The organism is Dyella soli (assembly GCF_054482295.1).
Genome location: NZ_JBTFFU010000003.1, coordinates 412927 through 430004, shown reverse-complemented (window position 1 = coordinate 430004; position 17078 = coordinate 412927). Strand labels below are relative to the sequence as shown.

14 protein-coding genes and 1 tRNA gene are annotated in these 17078 nt (G+C 68.0%); 7 read left to right on the top strand and 8 right to left on the bottom strand.

Features of this window, described 5'->3' with window-relative positions; genetic code table 11:
• Nucleotides 1-209 precede the first annotated feature (209 nt).
• Together ACXU4B_RS16220 and ACXU4B_RS16215 are read left to right on the top strand one after the other, a co-directional pair.
• Complete coding sequence (locus tag ACXU4B_RS16220) at nucleotides 210-1979, top strand: sensor histidine kinase (RefSeq protein WP_131410622.1); 1770 nt, start codon at nucleotides 210-212, stop codon at nucleotides 1977-1979.
• The gene (locus ACXU4B_RS16215) at nucleotides 1976-3346 is read left to right on the top strand and encodes a sigma-54-dependent transcriptional regulator (protein WP_131410624.1); all 1371 of its coding nucleotides are present in this window, start codon (nucleotides 1976-1978) and stop codon (nucleotides 3344-3346) included. Before ACXU4B_RS16220 ends, ACXU4B_RS16215 begins: the two co-directional genes overlap by 4 nt.
• 25 nt (nucleotides 3347-3371) lie before the next feature.
• Here ACXU4B_RS16215 and ACXU4B_RS16210 read toward each other — a convergent pair whose 3' ends face one another.
• Entirely contained in the window at nucleotides 3372-3911 is a 540-nt protein-coding gene (locus ACXU4B_RS16210; RefSeq protein ID WP_131410626.1) for a GNAT family N-acetyltransferase, read from the bottom strand.
• Between the two features lie 162 nt (nucleotides 3912-4073).
• On the opposite strand from ACXU4B_RS16210, the gene ACXU4B_RS16205 reads away from it, so the two are divergent.
• Complete coding sequence (locus ACXU4B_RS16205; protein ID WP_131410628.1) at nucleotides 4074-4745, top strand: MarC family NAAT transporter; 672 nt, start codon at nucleotides 4074-4076, stop codon at nucleotides 4743-4745.
• Between the two features lie 33 nt (nucleotides 4746-4778).
• Here the strand turns inward: ACXU4B_RS16205 and ACXU4B_RS16200 are convergent, their stop codons facing one another.
• Nucleotides 4779-5228 (bottom strand): ion channel, encoded by a 450-nt coding sequence (locus tag ACXU4B_RS16200; RefSeq protein ID WP_131410630.1) that lies wholly within the window; start codon nucleotides 5226-5228, stop codon nucleotides 4779-4781.
• A gap of 48 nt (nucleotides 5229-5276) precedes the next feature.
• Nucleotides 5277-6350, bottom strand: a complete 1074-nt coding sequence (locus tag ACXU4B_RS16195) for an AI-2E family transporter (protein ID WP_458910903.1) — start codon at nucleotides 6348-6350, stop codon at nucleotides 5277-5279.
• A gap of 416 nt (nucleotides 6351-6766) precedes the next feature.
• On the opposite strand from ACXU4B_RS16195, the gene ACXU4B_RS16190 reads away from it, so the two are divergent.
• Genes ACXU4B_RS16190 through ACXU4B_RS16180 form a run of 3 tightly spaced genes read left to right on the top strand, consistent with a single transcriptional unit; the run spans nucleotide 6767 to nucleotide 10517 of the window.
• Nucleotides 6767-8299: an efflux transporter outer membrane subunit gene (locus ACXU4B_RS16190; protein ID WP_205746576.1), complete on the top strand. Its 1533-nt coding sequence runs from the start codon at nucleotides 6767-6769 to the stop codon at nucleotides 8297-8299.
• Between the two features lie 20 nt (nucleotides 8300-8319).
• Nucleotides 8320-9498 carry an HlyD family secretion protein gene (locus ACXU4B_RS16185; protein ID WP_131410634.1) on the top strand — a complete coding sequence of 393 codons (1179 nt, stop codon included), beginning with the start codon at nucleotides 8320-8322 and terminating at the stop codon, nucleotides 9496-9498.
• The gene (locus tag ACXU4B_RS16180; RefSeq protein ID WP_165583200.1) at nucleotides 9495-10517 is read left to right on the top strand and encodes a DUF2955 domain-containing protein; all 1023 of its coding nucleotides are present in this window, start codon (nucleotides 9495-9497) and stop codon (nucleotides 10515-10517) included. The genes ACXU4B_RS16185 and ACXU4B_RS16180 overlap by 4 nt, the downstream gene beginning before the upstream one ends.
• On the opposite strand, the gene ACXU4B_RS16175 is transcribed toward ACXU4B_RS16180, so the two are convergent.
• Both ACXU4B_RS16175 and ACXU4B_RS16170 read right to left on the bottom strand, forming a co-directional pair.
• Nucleotides 10518-10934 (bottom strand): DUF1801 domain-containing protein, encoded by a 417-nt coding sequence (locus tag ACXU4B_RS16175; RefSeq protein ID WP_131410638.1) that lies wholly within the window; start codon nucleotides 10932-10934, stop codon nucleotides 10518-10520. It lies immediately after the preceding gene.
• A 121-nt stretch (nucleotides 10935-11055) separates the two neighbouring features.
• A complete protein-coding gene (locus ACXU4B_RS16170; protein WP_131410640.1) occupies nucleotides 11056-11979 on the bottom strand; it encodes a transporter in 924 nt (307 codons plus the stop codon).
• A 300-nt stretch (nucleotides 11980-12279) separates the two neighbouring features.
• On the opposite strand from ACXU4B_RS16170, the gene selD reads away from it, so the two are divergent.
• Complete coding sequence (gene selD / locus ACXU4B_RS16165; RefSeq protein WP_131410642.1) at nucleotides 12280-13320, top strand: selenide, water dikinase SelD; 1041 nt, start codon at nucleotides 12280-12282, stop codon at nucleotides 13318-13320.
• 17 nt (nucleotides 13321-13337) lie between these two features.
• Here the strand turns inward: selD and ACXU4B_RS16160 are convergent.
• The 3 genes from ACXU4B_RS16160 to selA form a co-directional block, all read right to left on the bottom strand.
• A tRNA-Sec gene (locus tag ACXU4B_RS16160) sits at nucleotides 13338-13434 on the bottom strand.
• An 11-nt stretch (nucleotides 13435-13445) separates the two neighbouring features.
• Nucleotides 13446-15380, bottom strand: a complete 1935-nt coding sequence (selB, locus tag ACXU4B_RS16155; protein ID WP_165583201.1) for a selenocysteine-specific translation elongation factor — start codon at nucleotides 15378-15380, stop codon at nucleotides 13446-13448.
• Nucleotides 15377-16801 carry an L-seryl-tRNA(Sec) selenium transferase gene (gene selA / locus ACXU4B_RS16150; RefSeq protein ID WP_131410644.1) on the bottom strand — a complete coding sequence of 475 codons (1425 nt, stop codon included), beginning with the start codon at nucleotides 16799-16801 and terminating at the stop codon, nucleotides 15377-15379. The genes selB and selA overlap by 4 nt, the downstream gene beginning before the upstream one ends.
• Between the last annotated feature and the right edge of the window lie 277 nt (nucleotides 16802-17078).

The window sequence follows — 17078 nt, the reverse complement described above, 5'->3', positions numbered from 1 at the left end:
GGATTGACCAACAGGCTGGTCCTGGCGATCCCCCCGGCGCCACCGCGGATTCTGCGACACTATCGGCACCATCCGCAAAGCAGCGCACGGCAAACGCCGGCCTACGGTACACGGTCCGGCCGCAAAGCCCTCGGGCGAACGCCCGATGGCGCCCTGCCTTTCCGCTGCGTGGCGGGGAAGGCCCAGTTTCCATCGGTGGCGGACTCAACTTGACGACTCGATCGGCCCTGTTTCGCCTCCTGTTCTGGACACTGCTCGGCACGGCCTCCGTGGTGGGCGCGCTGTCGTTCTACCAGTTCCGCAGCGCGCTTCAGTCGGAAATCGCGGGCAACCTGCGGTTCGGTGCCAGCACGGTGATGCAACGCATCGATACCTTCCTGTTCTCGCATGTGGAAAACATGCGCGTGTGGCGCGGCCTCGAGGTGATGCAGGACATCCGCGTCAACGACGTCGACAAGCGGCTGTCGCATTTCCTGTCCGACCTCCGTGCGGGGCAGGACGCGGTCTACCAGGCGCTGCTGTGCACGGACAACACGGGGCGCGTGGTTGCCGCCAGCGATCCGTCGCTGATCGGCCAGCGGGCGCCGCAGCCCACGGCCTGGCAGACCATCCCCGGCCAGCGGCTGGACCGCGTGGCGTTTGCGCCGGCCGATACCGCCAGGGGGCGCGTGGCCGCGCTGCGCACGGCGGTGCCCAATGCCTTCGGCACCGGCACCATCGGCTACCTCTACGTGCTGCTGGACTGGCGCGCGCTGCAGGGGCTGCTGGACGAGGCGGTCGACCACGGACCTCGCGGCCTGCTGCTGATCGATCGCGACGGTCGCGTGATCGGCGCTTCCGCCGCCCTGCGCGAACGACCAGGCACCGCCCGGCTGCACCTGCAGCAGTGGCCCCTGCCTACCCGGGGAGCGACCTCGTATGTGCACGACGGCCACGACCTGGGCTACCGAACCCTGCTCGTGGGTGCCGCCGCATCCGCGGGCTACCAGCAATTCGCCGGGCTGGGATGGCGCATCATCATGCTGGAGCCGACCTCGGTATCGTTCGGGCCGATCTGGCACCTGCTGTGGGCCATGCTCGCGGTGGTGCTGGTGACGCTGGCGGCGGGGCTGTCGATTTCGTCGCGCCTGGCCAATCGCATCGCGCTGCCGATTGTCGCGCTGACGGATTTCACCCGGCGCTTCCGCCAGGGCGAACCGGCGCCGCCCACGATGCCGGCGACCACCATCAGCGAAGTCGAAGAACTGCACCGCGCCTATGTGGACATGATCCGTGCGCTGGAACAGTCACGCGAACAAATCGTGCGCGCCGGCAAGCTGGCGGTGGTCGGCGAGATGGCGGCCATCATGGCGCACGAAGTGCGCACCCCCATGGGCATCCTGCGCAGTTCCGCGCAATTGCTGCAGCGCCAGCCCGACCTTGGCGAGCGGGAGCGCGAACTCATCGGCTTCATCTTCAGCGAAACCGAACGGCTCAACCGACTGGTCACGCTGCTGCTGGAGTGCGCCCGCCCCACGCCGCCGGACTTCAGGCCACACGACCTGCATGCCATCGTCGACGCCGTCATCAGCCTGCTGGCGTCCCGCGCGGAGATGGCCGAGGTCGCACTCTCCAGCAGGGTCGGCAAGGGCGAACTCGTGTTCAACTGCGACCGCGAGCAGTTCATGCAGGTGTTTCTCAACCTGGTGCTCAACGCGTTGTCCTTCGTGGGGCGCGGAGGCCGGGTGGAGATCAGTGCCCGGCGGGACCTGGATGCGCTGCGCATCAGCGTGGCCGACGACGGCCCGGGCGTGCCGGAGGAGATGAGGCGGTCGATTTTCGATCCCTTCTTCAGCCGGCGCGAAGGCGGCATTGGCCTGGGCCTGACCATCGTGCAGCAGATCGTGCAGGTGCACGGCGGCGACATCACGGTGGGCGAAAGCGCCTGGGGCGGCGCCTCCTTCAATCTTCGATTTGACACGCGTGGACGAGAACAATGAGTGCGAAGCGGATACTCGTGGTCGACAACGAGGCGAAAATGCGCCGCCTGCTGGAGCTGTCGCTGCGGCCCATGGGCCATGACGTCGCGCAGGCCGCCGATGGCGAGGAAGCGCTCGCCGCCATCGATCGTTCGCCGTTCGACCTGGTGCTTACCGACCTGAGGATGCCGCGCATGGACGGCATCGCCCTGCTCGGCGCCCTGCGGGAACGTGGCGACGACGTGCCGGTGATCGTGATGACCGCCTACGGCACGATCGAAACGGCGGTGGCGGCGATGAAGCTCGGCGCCGCCGACTACATCATCCGGCCGTTCGAGATGGAAACCATCGAGATGGCCGTCACGCGCGTGCTGGCCATGCAGGCCGTGGAACGCGAGAACCGTTTCCTCAAGGAGGAGCTGTCCAGGGGCTGGGGCGACTTCATCGGCGTGAGCGAGCCGATGCAGGCGCTGTACCAGTTGCTCAAGCGGGCCGCGCCGACACGCAGCAACATGCTCATTGTCGGCGAAACAGGCACCGGCAAGGAACTGGTGGCACGTGCCATCCATGCCGCCTCGGGTCGTGCCGGCCTGTTCGTGCCGATCAATTGCGCGGCCATTCCCACCGACCTGCTGGAAAGCGAACTCTTCGGCCATATCAAGGGCGCGTTCACCGGCGCGCTGCGCGACCGCCTCGGCAAGTGCGAGCTCTCCAGTGGCGGCACCATCTTCCTCGACGAGATCACCGAGATGCCCGTGCATCTGCAGGCCAAGCTGCTGCGGGTGCTGCAGGAGGGCACCATCGAACGACTGGGTGCCAACGTGCTGACGCCGGTGGATCTGCGCGTGGTCGCGGCGACCAACCGGGACCCTGGCCAGATGATGGAGGCCGGCGTGCTGCGGCGCGACCTGTACTTCCGCCTCAACGTCGTTCGCGTCGATGTGCCCTTGCTGCGCGATCGACACGGCGACATCCCGCTGCTCGCCAGTCACTTCCTGCACAAGTATTCGCTGGAACTTGGCCGCGCCACGCCACGCCTGGGCAGCGGCGCGCTGCAGCGGCTGGAGGCCTACGCGTGGCCCGGCAATGTGCGCGAGCTGGAAAACCTGATGGAGCGCGCGGCCGTGCTTTGCCGCGGAGACGAAGTCACCCCGGAACACCTGCCGGCGGAGCTGGCGCATGCCGAACCGGCCGCGTCGCACGCGACGCCCGCACCAGGCGCGTCCGATGAATCGCTGTCCATGAAGGACCACGTGGAAACACTGGAGCGCCGGCTGATCGCTGGCGCGTTGCAGCGCAGCGACAACAACAAGGCGGCCGCCGCGCGCTTGCTGGAGATCAGCGAGCGTGCGCTGTGGTACAAGCTCAAGCGCTATCGCCTGCACTGAGCCACGGTGCGCGCGACCTGCCGGATCAGTCCAGCCGCAGGCTCAGCTCACGCAGCGTGTAATCGCCGGGACAGGGCGCATCCGTGAAGCCGAGTCGATCGGCAAGTCCGCGCATGCCCATGTTGGCCGACAGCACATGGCCCTCCATGTGTCGCAGACCCCGCGCACGCGCCGTGGCAATCAGAGTTTCCATCAGCTGCCGGGCCAGGCTGAGGCCATGCCAGTCATCGGCGACGGTGACGGCAAACTCGCAGCCATCCGTTCCCGGCGTCGTGATGTAGCGGGCGCCACCGACCACGGTCTGCGCTGGCGCTTTCCCGCTGAGCGCGATCAGGGCGACACATCGCTCCGGCGCCGGGTGGATGGTCCAATCCACGATGTCTTCGGGTACGGCCCGCACCGTGGTGAAGAAGCGCGAGTAGCGTGCCTCCGGGCAGAGCTGCTCGAAGGCCGCCTTGATCCCGTCCAGGTCGTCGGGCCGGATCATGCGCACCAGCACGCTGCGGCCATCGCGGAGCGTGATCGAACGCGGTTGCACCTCACCCCGCTGCTCGTTGTCTTGCATCGCTGCCTCCTGCCATGCCGGGCGTCCGCTCTCTCGACGGAACCTGCACGCCCGGGCGTCACCTGAAGTTTCGACAGCCTCGATCAAGCAATCACGGTTTCATCATCAAGCCGGGCAGATAACGTCACGCGTCGAACTTTCACCCGCCTGAAATCGACAGTCATGCACGGATTCCTGAACGACGTCATCGTAGGCCTGCTCGGCCTGACGACCATTGCCAATCCGGTCACCAGCGCCACCGTGCTGCTGGCGCTTACCGGACGTTACCCCGAAGCCGAGCGCAACCGGCAGATCCTCAATGCGACCATCTACGTGACCATCGTGCTGCTGGTCTGCTTCTATGCCGGCAGCGCGGTCATGAAGGTGTTTGGCATCTCCCTGCCCGGGCTGCGGCTCGCCGGTGGCCTGATCGTTTCCTATATCGGCTTCGGCATGCTGTTTCCACCCGCCCGTGGTACCGAGGACGAGCTGCAGGCGGAAATGGCTGCCGATGCATCGCCGACCCAGTTGCGCGATGTCGCCTTCGTGCCGTTGACCATGCCCTGCACCACGGGACCGGGCACGATCGCCTTCATCATCAGCGCCGCCTCGACCCTGCCCGGCCGCAACCCTACCTACTCCGTGCACCTGGCGGTGGTCACCGTCGCCCTGCTGTTTGCGCTGGAGTTCTGGATCTGCCTGCGCAGTGCGACCACCATCATGCGCCTGCTGGGCGAAACAGGCGTCGACGCGCTGGCCAGGGTGATGGGCTTCCTGCTGGTGTGCATTGGCGTGCAGTTCGCCATCAACGGCATCCACGAACTCATGATGGCCTGGGGCCTCATCGCTGGATGAGTCGATGCCTGGCAGGCCGCTCAACGCGCTGGCCTAGCGTGAACCGTTCCGCTTCATCCTGTCGATGTTGTACTTGATGATGTCCATGACGGCGGCGGTGGTCACGGCGGTGGACACGCCGAACATCAGGATGCCGTTGGCCGACTCGATCGGCCCCAGCATGCGCCAGCGCTCGGACATGACGATGTCGCCATAGCCAAGGGTCACGAAGTTGACCGCCGAGTGATACAGCGCCGTGGAGAACTGGTCGAACTCGCCGAGCAGTTTGAACAGCGCCGCCCAGATCACCATCTGCGCGAAGTTGGCCAGCAGCATCAGCACCATGACGGCTGCGAGCAGCAGGAAGTTCATCCAGGGTACTTCCCGGGTCTCCCGCATGATCTTCACGCGCGCGTACTGGTTCAGGCATGCGCTGAGGAAGATCGCCTGCAGCAGCAGGCAGAGCAACATCACGGGAAAGCCGGTCAGCAGATTGATCAGCACGGTGATTGCCTCAGCGGCTGCACTGCCGCCGTGGACGGCGCCGCCGCATCAGGAAGGCTTCTGCGTCGGCACGTCGTCGAACGTCGGCTGGTCATCGACCCATTGCCAGAACAACTGGTAGCCCACCGCCAGCAGGACCGGGCCGATGAACAGGCCGATGATGCCGCCGGTGACCATGCCGCCGAGCGCGCCGATCAGCACGACAGGCATCGGCACATCGACGCCGCGACCCAGCAGCAGCGGCTTGAGCACGTTGTCGGCGAGGCCGGCGACGAACACATAGATGGACAACAGCACGGTCGCCACGCTGGCGCCCTGCGTGATGAAGACGAAGGCGATGACCGGCACCGTGATCAGCGTCGCCGGCAACTGCATGATGCCGAGCAGCAGCACGGCCAGCGAGAGCAGGCCTGCACCGGGAATGCCCATCAGCACGAAGCCCACGCCGATCAGCAGCATCTGGATGAAGGCGATGCCGATCACGCCCTGGGCCACGGCGCGGATGGTGGCGGTGCACAGAAGCGTGATGTTCTCGCCCCGCCCCGGACCGAACACGCGGGCGGCGATCCTCACGGCGCTTTGCTGGCCACTCTCGCCGAAGGCCATGACGATGCCGCCGACGATCAGCGCGGCAATGAACATCAACAGCCCCATGCCGGCACCGGCGAGCTTGCCGAAGGCGGCGAGACTGAACTCCTTGATCTGCGGCGCGAACTTCTGCGCCAGGCCGGTCAGGTCAGTGGAGGCCTGCATCCAGTAGCCGTACAGCGATTTCCCCACTATCGGCCAGCTGGCCACGGATTCGGCGGGCGGAGGCACGCGCACCTCGCCGCCCTTGACCACGGCCAGCGCATGCTCCACCGAGTCGGTGATCGAGTTGCCGAGCAGGTAGATCGGCACCATGAGGATGATGATCGCGATCAGCACGATCAGCGTCGCCGCGCGACCGTCGCTGGTTCCAAGCGCGCTCTTGATCCGCCTCAACAACGGATAGAGCGTGATCGCCAGCACCACCGACCACGTCATCAGGTTGAGGAACGGACTGAAGACCTCGAAACAGGAAATGACAAGGACGGCCACCAGGCCGGCGCGAATGAGCACATCGAGCAGCCCGCGAGACAAGGCCCTCGTGGTAGTTGGCGTGAGCAGCATCGATTGCCCCTTATTCCCGCCCCCGAGGCAGCTATGTTGGACTCGCGCGGTGAAAGCGGTGTGAACCCCAGGAAGTTGGCCGGGTTCACGTGTCTGCAACGTGGCGGGGCAGATCCTTGGGCGCGGATTGCAGGACGCGGTGCGTAGCGTGCGCCCTGCCGACCGTGCGTGCGGAGCAGCTTCCCGCAGGGGATTCAGCGAGGGGCCCGGCAGATGAGCGAGCAACGAAGCGGTTTCGTCCCGTCGTCATGACTGCGTGCCGCGCCATCGGGACATCGCCCGGGCAAGCCGCCCTGCTGCTTCTTCTGTCGCGGTGCACATAAGCCACCCAGCGCGCGCGAGTCGTCGCATCGCCGCTGCCAGCAACCATCCAGCAAGAGGTGCCTGTGAGCCGTAGCCCGCGCGCCGCCAGCCCTTCGCTTCCAGGCGCGCTGGCCTTGATCGCGACGATGTGTGCGGGTGCCGGCTGCACGCTCGGACCGGACTACGTGCGTCCCGCGGTGGACGTGCCATCGGCCTATCGTTTTGCCGACGCGCCTGCACCGGTATCGACGGCTGCCGCCACCCTGGCGGAGGTGCCGGCCTGGTGGCGTGCCTTCGGCGACGACGAACTGGACGCACTGGTCGACGAGGGGCTGGCCGCCAACCACGATCTGCGCCTCGCCACGGCGCGCGTGGACGAGTTTGCCGCGGCGGTGACGGCCACGCACGCGCAGGCCTTGCCTCAGGCAGGTTATGGCGCCACCGCGCAGCGCCAGCGGGTGAGCCGGGAGACGGCATCGCTGCCGGCAGGCGTGAACCCGGTGGGCCAGAGCTACTCGGCGCTGTTGTCGGCGAGCTGGGAGCTGGACCTGTGGGGACGCATCCGCCGCCAGGACGAGGCCGCGCGCGCGAACCTGCTGGCAACCGAGCAGGCGCGCCTCGGCGTGGCGCTGACGCTGGTGTCAACCATCGTCTCCGGCTACGTCACCCTGCTCGACCTGGACGGCCAGCTGGTGATCGCACAGGCCACGCTGGACGGCCGCAAGCTCACCGTCGACGTGTTCCAGAAACGCCTGGACGGCGGCGCGATCTCGGAATTCGAAATGATGCAGGTGACGGCAGAGTACGAGACGGCCGTGGCCTCGATCCCGGTGTTGCAACAGGCGATCGCCCAGCAGGAGCATGCCTTGTCGGTGCTGGTCGGCCGCAATCCCGGGCCGATCCGGCGCGGCGGCAACCTGCTCACCCTGGTGGCGCCACCGGTGCCCGCGGGGTTGCCGTCCGAACTGATCAGTCGCCGGCCCGACATCCTCCAGGCCGAGCAGCAACTGGTGGCGTCCAATGCGTTGATCGGCGCGGCCCGCGCGCTGTACTTCCCCACCCTGGCGCTCACCGCCACCGGAGGAAGCGCCAGCAGGGAACTCGACAATCTGTTTACCGGGCCCGCGCATACGTGGTCGTTCGCGGGCCAGCTGCTGGGCCCGCTGTTCGCCGGCGGTGCCATCGATGCGGCGAACCGGCAGGCGCTGGCGCGTCGTGACCAGGCGCTGGAGGTCTATCAGGAAACCATCCAGAACGCGTTCCGGGACGTCGACGATGCGCTGGCCGCGATCCAGGCGAAGCGTGCGCTGGTCGCCTCGCTCGAGCGGCAGGTCGCCGCGCTGACGCGTGCCGTGCAGCTCACCCGCGAACGCTACGACAACGGCTATACCGATTACCTCGAAGTGCTCGATACCGAACGCAGCCTGTTCTCGGCGCAGCTCTCGCTGAGTTCGGCGCGCGGCGACGGCTTCCGCTCGCTGGTGGACTTGTACCGCGCACTGGGCGGCGACTGGATCGGCCAGGTCGCGCCGCTGCCCGTCGCGCAACAACCCGCCGCACGGCCGCGCGACGCAGACGCCGCGCGAATGTCCCAGACCCGCCTGTCCCACCCCTGATCCACGCGACGACCACGCCCATGCCGACCGAGCCGCAAGCCAAACCCGAATCCGTCGCCGGCGCGCCCGGCGGCGAATCCACGGCTGCCGCGGCCACCCCGCCACCCACCGGTGACGCGGCGTCGGACGCACGGCAGACCCACAACATCGTGCGCGTCACGCTCATCGTGTTGTTCGTCCTGTTCGTTTACCACGTCATTTCCGACCGCATCACGCCGTATACGTCGCAGGCGACGGTCGACACTTTCCTGGTGCAGATCGCCCCCGAGGTCAGCGGCCAGGTGATCTCCGTGGAGGTGGCCGACAATCACGAGGTCAGGAAGGGCCAGGCCCTGTTCCGCATCGATCCGCTGCCGTTCCAGATTGCGCTGCGCTCCGCCCGGGCCAACCTTTCGGTGGCCACGCAGAATGCCGAGGCCTCCGAGGCCGACGTGCGCGTCGCCGATGCGCAACTGAACCGGCAGCGGGTGGATCTCACCGCATCGCAGCAGCTGGGCAAGATCGTGCTGGACCTGTCGTCCAAGCGGGCCTTGTCGGAGACCGCCGCGATCCGCGCCCGCGCCGATATCGCCAAGAGCCAGGCGGAAATCAGCCGCGGCGTTGCGGAGTCCGAACGCGCGCGGGTGCGACTGGGTGAAGCGGGCAATGCCAACGCACAGGTGCGCCAGGCGCTGGCTGCCGTGGAGCAGGCCCAGCTCGACCTGCGCCAGAGCACCGTCACGGCGCCGGCCGACGGCGTCGTGACCAACCTGCGCCTGTCGCCCGGGCAGTTCGCCAACCGAGGCCAGCCGGTGCTGAGCTTCATCGCCGACGGGCCGCGCTGGGTCACCGCGGCGATGCGCGAGAACCAGCTGGGCAACATCGTCCCGGGCGATCACGCCTATGTCGTGTTCGACGACCAGCCGGGGAAAGTGTTCGACGCGCGCGTCGACAGCGTGGGCTGGGGCGTCGCGCAGGGCGGCGAGGAACCGAAGGGGCAACTGCCCAAGATCGAGGCGCCGAGCGGCTGGCTGCGCGAGCCGCAACGCTTTCCGGTGCGCCTCGTGCTGGACCCGCCAACTGATGCCGCGGACCGGCTCCCGCCGGGTCGCAGCGGCGCGCAGGCCAACGTGGTCGTGCTCACGCGGGAACACTCGGTGTTCAACCCCGTCTCGCGCCTGTGGATATGGCTGGTCGCCATGCTGAGCTACCTGCGATGAGCACGCGCAGCCACAGGCAGGGCGGCCCGGCGCTGCACGCCGCGCTGCGTTTTGCGGTGGGTGTCACCGGCGCGTTCGTCGCGTGCGAGGTGCTGCAATGGACACCGACCTTCCTCGCGCCCGTGCTCGCCGCCGCATTGCTGGCGAACCTGCCGGCACGACCGTCGCTGAAAATCACCCTGGTGCTTGTGCTCACCATGACGGCGGTATCGCTGTTTGCCTTCGTCATTTCCCAGTTGCTGCACGACACGCCTACCCTCCTGCTCGGGTTGATCGGCTTGTGCATGCTGCTCGCCTTTCATGCGATGGCCCAGCGACGGGCACGCCTGCCAGCCCTGCTGCTGTTGATCTGCCTGGCGACCATTCCGGTGGTGGCGATGATCGCGCCGGCCCAGGTCGACATCCTGCCGACGGCCCTGGTCCGCGGCATCGCGCTTGCGCTGTTGATGATCTGGATCGTCCATGTGCCGTGGCCGCGCACCGCGGTGCCTGCTTCCGCCCCGCAGGTGGCCGCCGACCCTGCGGGCCCGCTCGCGCTGGCGCTGGTGTCCACGGCGATCGTGCTGCCGCTGATGCTGGTCTACCTGCTGCTGGGCCTGGCCGATGCGCTGCCGGTGCTGGTCGCCACGGTCATGCTGGTGGCCAATTTCGACCCGCAACGCAGCCGCATGCATGCGCTGGGCATGGTCGTGGGCAATATCGCCGGCGGCATGCTCGGGCTGTTCGTGTACACGCTGGTGGCGTTTATCCCGACGCTGCCGTTCTTCGCCCTGTTGTTGTTCCTGGTGCTTTTCGGATTTGGCCAGCGCATCGCCGCCGGCGGACCCACGGCGGTGGTAGCGCTGATCGCCTGCAACACCATGCTGATCATCCTGGGCTCGGCGCTCGCCTCGGGACCAGGATCGAGCCTGTTGTGGCTGACCCGCCTGAGCCAGTTCGTGCTGGCCGGCGTGTTCGCCGTCAGCATGCTCAACCTGCTGTGGCATCGCGTGGCCCCGGCAACGGCCACCACGCGATAGTCACGCCTTGCTGCTTCGGCCTGTCCTGGCGCGCGCGGCGGGTGCGTTCTTCTTCAGCCTGGCATGGTTGTAGGCGATGGCCGCGCGGACCAGCTGCTTCAGGGCGCGCTTGTTGATCTTGTCGCCTTCGAAGAAATCGATCGCCCGCCTCGCATTGCCGGTGAGGCCCGCGTTGAACAAGCGGTCGGGATCGGCCAGGCCCGCGCCGTGGGCGAAGGTCAGCTTGACCTTGCCCTTGTGGGCGTTGGCGACTGCAATCATGCCGTCACGCGACCACACCGGGCTGCCCATCCATTTCCATTCCTCGATGATGCCGGGGTCGGCCTCGAGGATGACCTGGCGGATGCCGGCAAACGTCTTGCCACGCCAGTCGGTGATGCCTGCGATCAGCTCGTCGATGCGTTCCGAAGGATTCATGGGATCTCCCTGCCTGCGCTGTCGGTTCCACGGGATGGGCACATGAGTAACGCCTGCACGGGCCGCTTGCAAGCCATCGCCGGCGCGCCGGACCGTCGCGCCGCAGGACCCGACCGCGCGCTCATCGATCGAACCAGCGATGTTGCAGGGCGAAGGTAATGGCCCGGTAGTCGCCGCCCACGCGCGTGACCAGCCCGTTCGAGAACGCCAGCTTGGCGGACCAGCCGACGGCGATCGGCGCCGAAAAGGTGAGGCCGTAACGCATGTTGGATTGCCGGTCGTGGTTGGCCACGCCATTGACGCTGGTGCGGCCGCCGTTGGCGTAGCCCACGTCACCGGCGATCCAGAGTCCCGGCCGGAACGTGTATCCGCTGTGGAACTGGACCAGGGCCACCGGGTCCTGGCTGCGCCGGTTGCCGTGGAAGAAGTTGTCGTTGTCGGTGAAGAAGATCACGCCGGCCGATGCTTCGAGGAACCAGTTCCCCACCGGCCGCGAGATGCCGATCTCGGGCCGGAACGACCAGCGGTTGGTGCCGACGTTGACCAGTCGCGAGGGCTCGTACTTCCCCGTTGGCGCGGAGATGGTCAGGCTCACGCCCAGGGCGGCGGCCGGCGCGCGGCGCGCAAATTCCTCGACCGACATGGCCGGACTGCCGATGAGGTTGTAGGCAAGGCGCAGGCGCGCATCGGCCATGCCCTCGCGATGGATTGCGGTGGGCGCGTCGATCACGCTGCCGCTGAGGTCGCCGCTGACGTAAGGGAGGCCGAAGGCGATCGACGCCGAGTGGCCGGCCACGCCGAAGGTACGCACATAGGCCAGCGTGTACGTGTTGATCCGGGCCTGGACGTTGGTGACCGGCAGCGAGGGGTCGGTCAGGACATCACCGGTCAGGCGGGTATAACCGACGTCGATGAAATTCGTGCCGACCGGCGATGGCGAATAGCTGCGCGGCTCCAGCTCCTGCGCGGACACGCTCGCCACGTGGAGCAGCAACCCCGCGAGGCTTGCCTGCAGCAGAGCGCGGACAATCCGGAAACGCCCCATAGTCGATTCGACCAGACGATATGCGTAGCCAATGCCTCAGGTGGCACCGCACCGTCGCGATGGCGACTGCCGCCCCAGGTCGTCCTCTCCCCACGGAACACGCCACGCCTTGCGTCGGGTCCGTTGCATGGAATGTACCTAGGCAGCCTATGAGGAAGACGTGAAGGGTCGCCGGCCATGGGCGGCGTGCCGGCAACCCCGCCGGGCCACTGGTTTCACGGACATGACTGGTGCCGCGGCGCTTTTGGCTATGCTGCGCGCAACTGGCCGCCGCGCCACCGAACTGTCGCAGGATCGCCCATGACCTCCGTCCGTTTGACCGACCTCGCCCATGGTGGCGGCTGTGGCTGCAAGCTCGCGCCCGCGGTGCTCCAGCAACTGCTCGCCGGCAAGCCGGCAGCGATGCCATTCGCCTCGCTGCTGGTCGGCACCGAGTCCAGCGACGATGCGGCCGTCTGGCAGGTGGACGAACGTACCTGCGTGATCGCCACCACCGACTTCTTCATGCCGGTGGTCGACGATCCTTATGATTTCGGCCGCATCGCCGCGGCCAATGCGCTGTCCGACGTCTACGCGATGGGCGGCAGGCCGGTGATGGCGCTGGCGATCCTGGGCATGCCGCTGGACAAGCTGGACGTGGCGACGGTGCGCGCGATCCTGGCGGGGGGCGAGTCGATCTGCGCGGAAGCGGGCATCCCCATCGCGGGTGGCCATTCCATCGATTCGGCCGAGCCCATTTATGGTCTCGCCGCGATCGGTCTGTGCGCGCCCGCCAACGTGCGCCGCAACACCACGGCGCAGGCCGGCGACGCGCTGATCCTCACCAAGGGCATCGGCGTCGGCATCTATTCGGCAGCGTTCAAGAAACAGGTGCTGCCGCCGGATGCATATGCGGAGCTGCTCGCCACCACCACCCTGCTCAACCGCATCGGCCATGAGCTGGCGCAGGATGCGGACGTGCACGCGATCACCGATGTCACCGGCTTCGGCCTGCTGGGGCACGCACTGGAGCTGGCCCGTGGCAGCCGTCTGCGCATCCGCATCGAACAGGCGCGCATCCCCTGGCTGACGCAGGCCGAGGCCCTGGCCGAGGCTGGCCATGTCACCGGCGCTTCCAGGCGCAACTGGGACAGCTATGGCGAGGGCGCCACCCTGCCGGCGGACTTGCCGGGCTGGCGCCGCGCCCTGTTGACCGATCCGCAGACCTCGGGCGGCCTGCTGGTGGCGTGCAAGGCGGAGCGGGCCGAGGCGATCCGGGCGATGATCGAAGCGGCGGGTTATCCGCGTGCAAGCATCATCGGCACGATGTCGGCAGGCGCCCCGGGCATCGAGGTCGCCTGAGCAGGCCGCCAGCGAAATGGCGGAAGAGAATGGGAGTCGAACCCACCCGAGACAGTCTTGTCTGCCTCACCCGGATTTGAAGTCCGGACGCCCCACCGGAGACGATTCTCTTCCAGTAAAGATGCTCACTGCGGGGCGGAGTCGAACAAGTCGAGGTTGCCCGCCTGGATCCTGCGCAACGTGCCGTGGTTGATCGTCACGCCTTGCCGGTCGAAGAATTCTAGTATCTGGATCGCCACCTTACGACCATTGTCGAGGCGATCGCGAAATTGCGCTGCGGTGAAGTGGCCATCGGCCGCATGGGCCGCGAGGTCGGCGGCGATCCCTGCCATCTCGTGCACGGTCGCACGCAGGAAGTAGTGATCGTGCGCCACTTCGTCGGCCAGCCCCACCCGCGCCGCCACCTTCATCAGTTCCCTCACCTCCTGCTCCCGGCGCGCCAGCACACCGGCAAGGTCGCGTACCCGCGGCGGACGAAAGCGTACCTCGCCGCCCAGCAGCGGGGCGATCGTTTGCCAGGCGGCGCGGCGTTCCGCACTGAGTTGCAGCGAATGGCTGGCCAGGCGCACGAAGGCGCCGTCGCGCACGACCCGGCCGGCCAGGTCCGCATGGCACAGGGCCAGCGCGAACGCGGCCGCGGGCAGGACCGGTTGCAGGGCCTGGCGCAGTTTCTCCCGGCCCATGCCCTGCACGTCCGGGTTGGCCGCATGGAAGGCCAGGAGCTGCTCGACCAGGCCAGCCACGAAGGTTTGCCAGTGCGCCTGGCTGAGCGCGATGCGTTGCTCGCCGGCGTCGAAGCTGACAGGTGCAAGCGCGGCCTCGATGGCATCGAGGCTGGCGGCGGACAGTGCACGATCACGCGCGAATGCCGCCAGGTCCCAGGCGAACGGAGGCACGGCGAGCAGGGCGGCGAACGCCTCCCGTGGATCGGTCATGGCCAGCGCGGCACGCTGGGCCTGGCGCGCGACGCTGCGTCGCTGGCGCGACGGCGCACGCAGGTCGAGCAGCTGGCCGCCACCGATCGTGCGCCGGGCAGAGACATCGCGCAGCACGAAGCGATCGAGTGCAGCGGCTGCAAGCGGGCGGTCCAGCACCAGCTGCACGTCGGCCGTGTGGCCGGGCAACAGTTGCTCGCCTTCCAGCAGCACGACGCGGGCGCCGACCTCGGTGGCACCGTGATGCAGGCGGGCCGGAAACCATTGATCGATGGGCCTGGGCTCGCCCGCCAGCAGGTGCAGGCGCGCGTCGATGCGTCCGCTCGGCGCATGCAGCAGGGGATCGACCAGCATGTCGCCGCGCCGTATCGCGCTCTTGCTGATGCCCTCGCCGGCGAGGTTGAGCGCGCAACGATCCCCGGCCCGCCCGCTCTCCACCGGACGGTTCTGCGCATGCAGCGAACGCACGCGCGCGGCCCGGCCGGACGGACTGAGCATGAGCTGGTCCTTGACGCGCACCACGCCGGACAACACGGTGCCGGTCACCACCACGCCGATGCCGGCCAGGGTGAACACGCGATCGACGGCAAGGCGAAAGCGGCCGTCGGCCGCGCGTGCCACTTGCGTGCGTGCCTCGATGGCGAGCAGCTCGCGCAACGCATCGATGCCAAGACCGGTGGTCGAAGAGACCGGCACGATGGCGGCCCCTTCCAACGCGGTGCCCGCGGTGATGGCGCGGATCTGCGCGCTCACTTCGGCCAGCCGTGCAGGTGTCGCCAGGTCGGCCTTGGTCAGCGCAACCAGGCCGCGTTCGACGCGCAAGAGGTCCAGGATCGCCAGATGCTCGCGCGTCTGCGGCATCACGCCGTCGTCGGCCGCCACCACCAGCAGGGCCAGGTCGATGCCGCTGGCACCGGCGAGCATGGTGTGCACGAAACGCTCATGCCCGGGCACGTCGATGAAGCCGACCACGTTGCCGTCTTCCAGCGGCCAGTAAGCGAAGCCGAGGTCGATGGTGATGCCGCGGGCTTTTTCTTCCTTCAGGCGATCGCAGTCGACGCCGGTCAGGGCCCTGACCAGCGCCGTCTTGCCGTGGTCGATATGGCCCGCCGTGCCGACGATCATGGGCGTGGCGCGGCGAGGTCGTCGGGGTCGAGCCCGGCCAGCGCATCCGGCAACAGCGCTTCCTCTGCTTCGTCCAGGCAACGCAAGTCCAGACGCAGCGCACCCTCGGCCAGGCGCCCGATGACCGGGCGCGGCAACAGGCGCAAGGCGGCGGCCAGGCGTTCGAGGGCGACCTGGCTGCCGCGCGAGCGGATCACCAGCGCGGCGCTGGCGAGGGTATCGGCCGGCAGCGCACCGGAGCCGACCTGACTGCGGCAGTCGCCGACCTCGACCACGAAGGCATCGCCGAGCCGCGCGGCCACCACCGCTTGCAGGCGGCGTGCCTGGGCCTCGATGTCGGCCTTGCTGCGCGCCAGCCAGCGCAGCGTGGGCAGCCGTTGGGCGAGCCGATCGGGATCGCGATACAGCTTCAGTGTGGCCTCGATCGCGGCCAGGCGCAGCTTGTCCACGCGCAGCGCGCGCTTGAGCGGATTGCGGTTGAGCTGTTGGATCAGCGCGCGCCTGCCGACGATAAAGCCTGCCTGCGGGCCACCGAGCAGCTTGTCGCCGGAAAAGGTGACCAGCGGCGCGCCGTCGGCCACGGCTTCGCCCACCGTGGGTTCCTTGGCGAGCCCGTAGCGGGACAGGTCGACCAGGCTGCCTGAGCCCAGGTCATGCAGCAGCGGCACGCCGGCGGTCGCGGCAAGCGCAGCCAGTTCGCGCGCGCCGACGTCTGCGGTGAAACCCTCGATGCGGTAGTTGGAGGTGTGCACCTTGAGCACCATGCCGCTGCGCTCGTTGAGTGCACCGGCATAATCGGCCGGGTGGGTGCGGTTGGTGGTGCCCACCTCGATCATGCGTGCACCGGCCCGCGCCATGATGTCGGGCATGCGAAAGGCGCCGCCGATCTCGATCAGCTCGCCGCGCGACACCACCGCCTCGCGTCCGAGCGCGAACGTGTTGAGGCACAGCAGCACGGCCGCCGCGTTGTTGTTGACCACGGTGGCGTCTTCCGCCCCGGTCAGTTCGCATAGCAGGCGGCGCAGGTGATCGTCACGTTCGCCGCGCGCGCCGTCAGCCAGGTCGTATTCCAGCGCCACGGCGTGGCGCATGGCATCCACCGCCGCATCGATCGCCGCTTCCGCCAGCACGGCGCGACCAAGGTTGGTGTGCAGCACCGTGCCGGTGAGGTTGAACAGCGGGCGCAGGCCCGGCGCGCGCGCTTCCAGCAATTGCTGCGCCTGCTGCGCTATCTCGATGGCGCCGGGTGCCTGGGAGGGGGCAGCGCGCAAGGCCTCGCGCGCGCCGTCGATGGCCTGGCGGATGGCGTCGGTGGTGGCGACGCGCCCGTGGCGCTCCACCAGCACGGCGGCTTCGGCCGTCGCCAGCACGGTGGCGACCGCAGGAAGCTGGCGCAGGGAGGCGACCTCTGGTTCGGTCATGGCGCTCGTCCTGTGGCATCGCCGGACACCCAAGGTGCTGGTTCGAGAGCACGGCGACGAAGACCCGGGGTAGCCCCTATGCTGCGGCGCGAACCGGACAGGGTCAAGGCAAGCGGGTGGCGGCATCGCGTCATTGCCGGGCAGGCAATAAGACAAGCCCTCCTAAGACAAGCCCCTCAACCCAACCCCTCTCCCGATGGGGGAGGGGCTAAGACGGGTTCCATTGAAGGAACCCTTCTCCCTTCGGGAGAAGGTGCCGGCAGGCGGATGAGGGTTC

Coding starts and splice junctions, on each gene's coding strand:
- ACXU4B_RS16215 (WP_131410624.1), top strand. CDS start 1,976: ATGAGTGCGAAGCGGATACTCGTGGTCGACAACGAGGCGAAAATGCGC.
- ACXU4B_RS16210 (WP_131410626.1), bottom strand. CDS start 3,911: ATGCAAGACAACGAGCAGCGGGGTGAGGTGCAACCGCGTTCGATCACG.
- ACXU4B_RS16205 (WP_131410628.1), top strand. CDS start 4,074: ATGCACGGATTCCTGAACGACGTCATCGTAGGCCTGCTCGGCCTGACG.
- ACXU4B_RS16185 (WP_131410634.1), top strand. CDS start 8,320: ATGCCGACCGAGCCGCAAGCCAAACCCGAATCCGTCGCCGGCGCGCCC.
- ACXU4B_RS16180 (WP_165583200.1), top strand. CDS start 9,495: ATGAGCACGCGCAGCCACAGGCAGGGCGGCCCGGCGCTGCACGCCGCG.
- ACXU4B_RS16175 (WP_131410638.1), bottom strand. CDS start 10,934: ATGAATCCTTCGGAACGCATCGACGAGCTGATCGCAGGCATCACCGAC.
- ACXU4B_RS16170 (WP_131410640.1), bottom strand. CDS start 11,979: ATGGGGCGTTTCCGGATTGTCCGCGCTCTGCTGCAGGCAAGCCTCGCG.
- selD (WP_131410642.1), top strand. CDS start 12,280: ATGACCTCCGTCCGTTTGACCGACCTCGCCCATGGTGGCGGCTGTGGC.
- selB (WP_165583201.1), bottom strand. CDS start 15,380: ATGATCGTCGGCACGGCGGGCCATATCGACCACGGCAAGACGGCGCTG.
- selA (WP_131410644.1), bottom strand. CDS start 16,801: ATGACCGAACCAGAGGTCGCCTCCCTGCGCCAGCTTCCTGCGGTCGCC.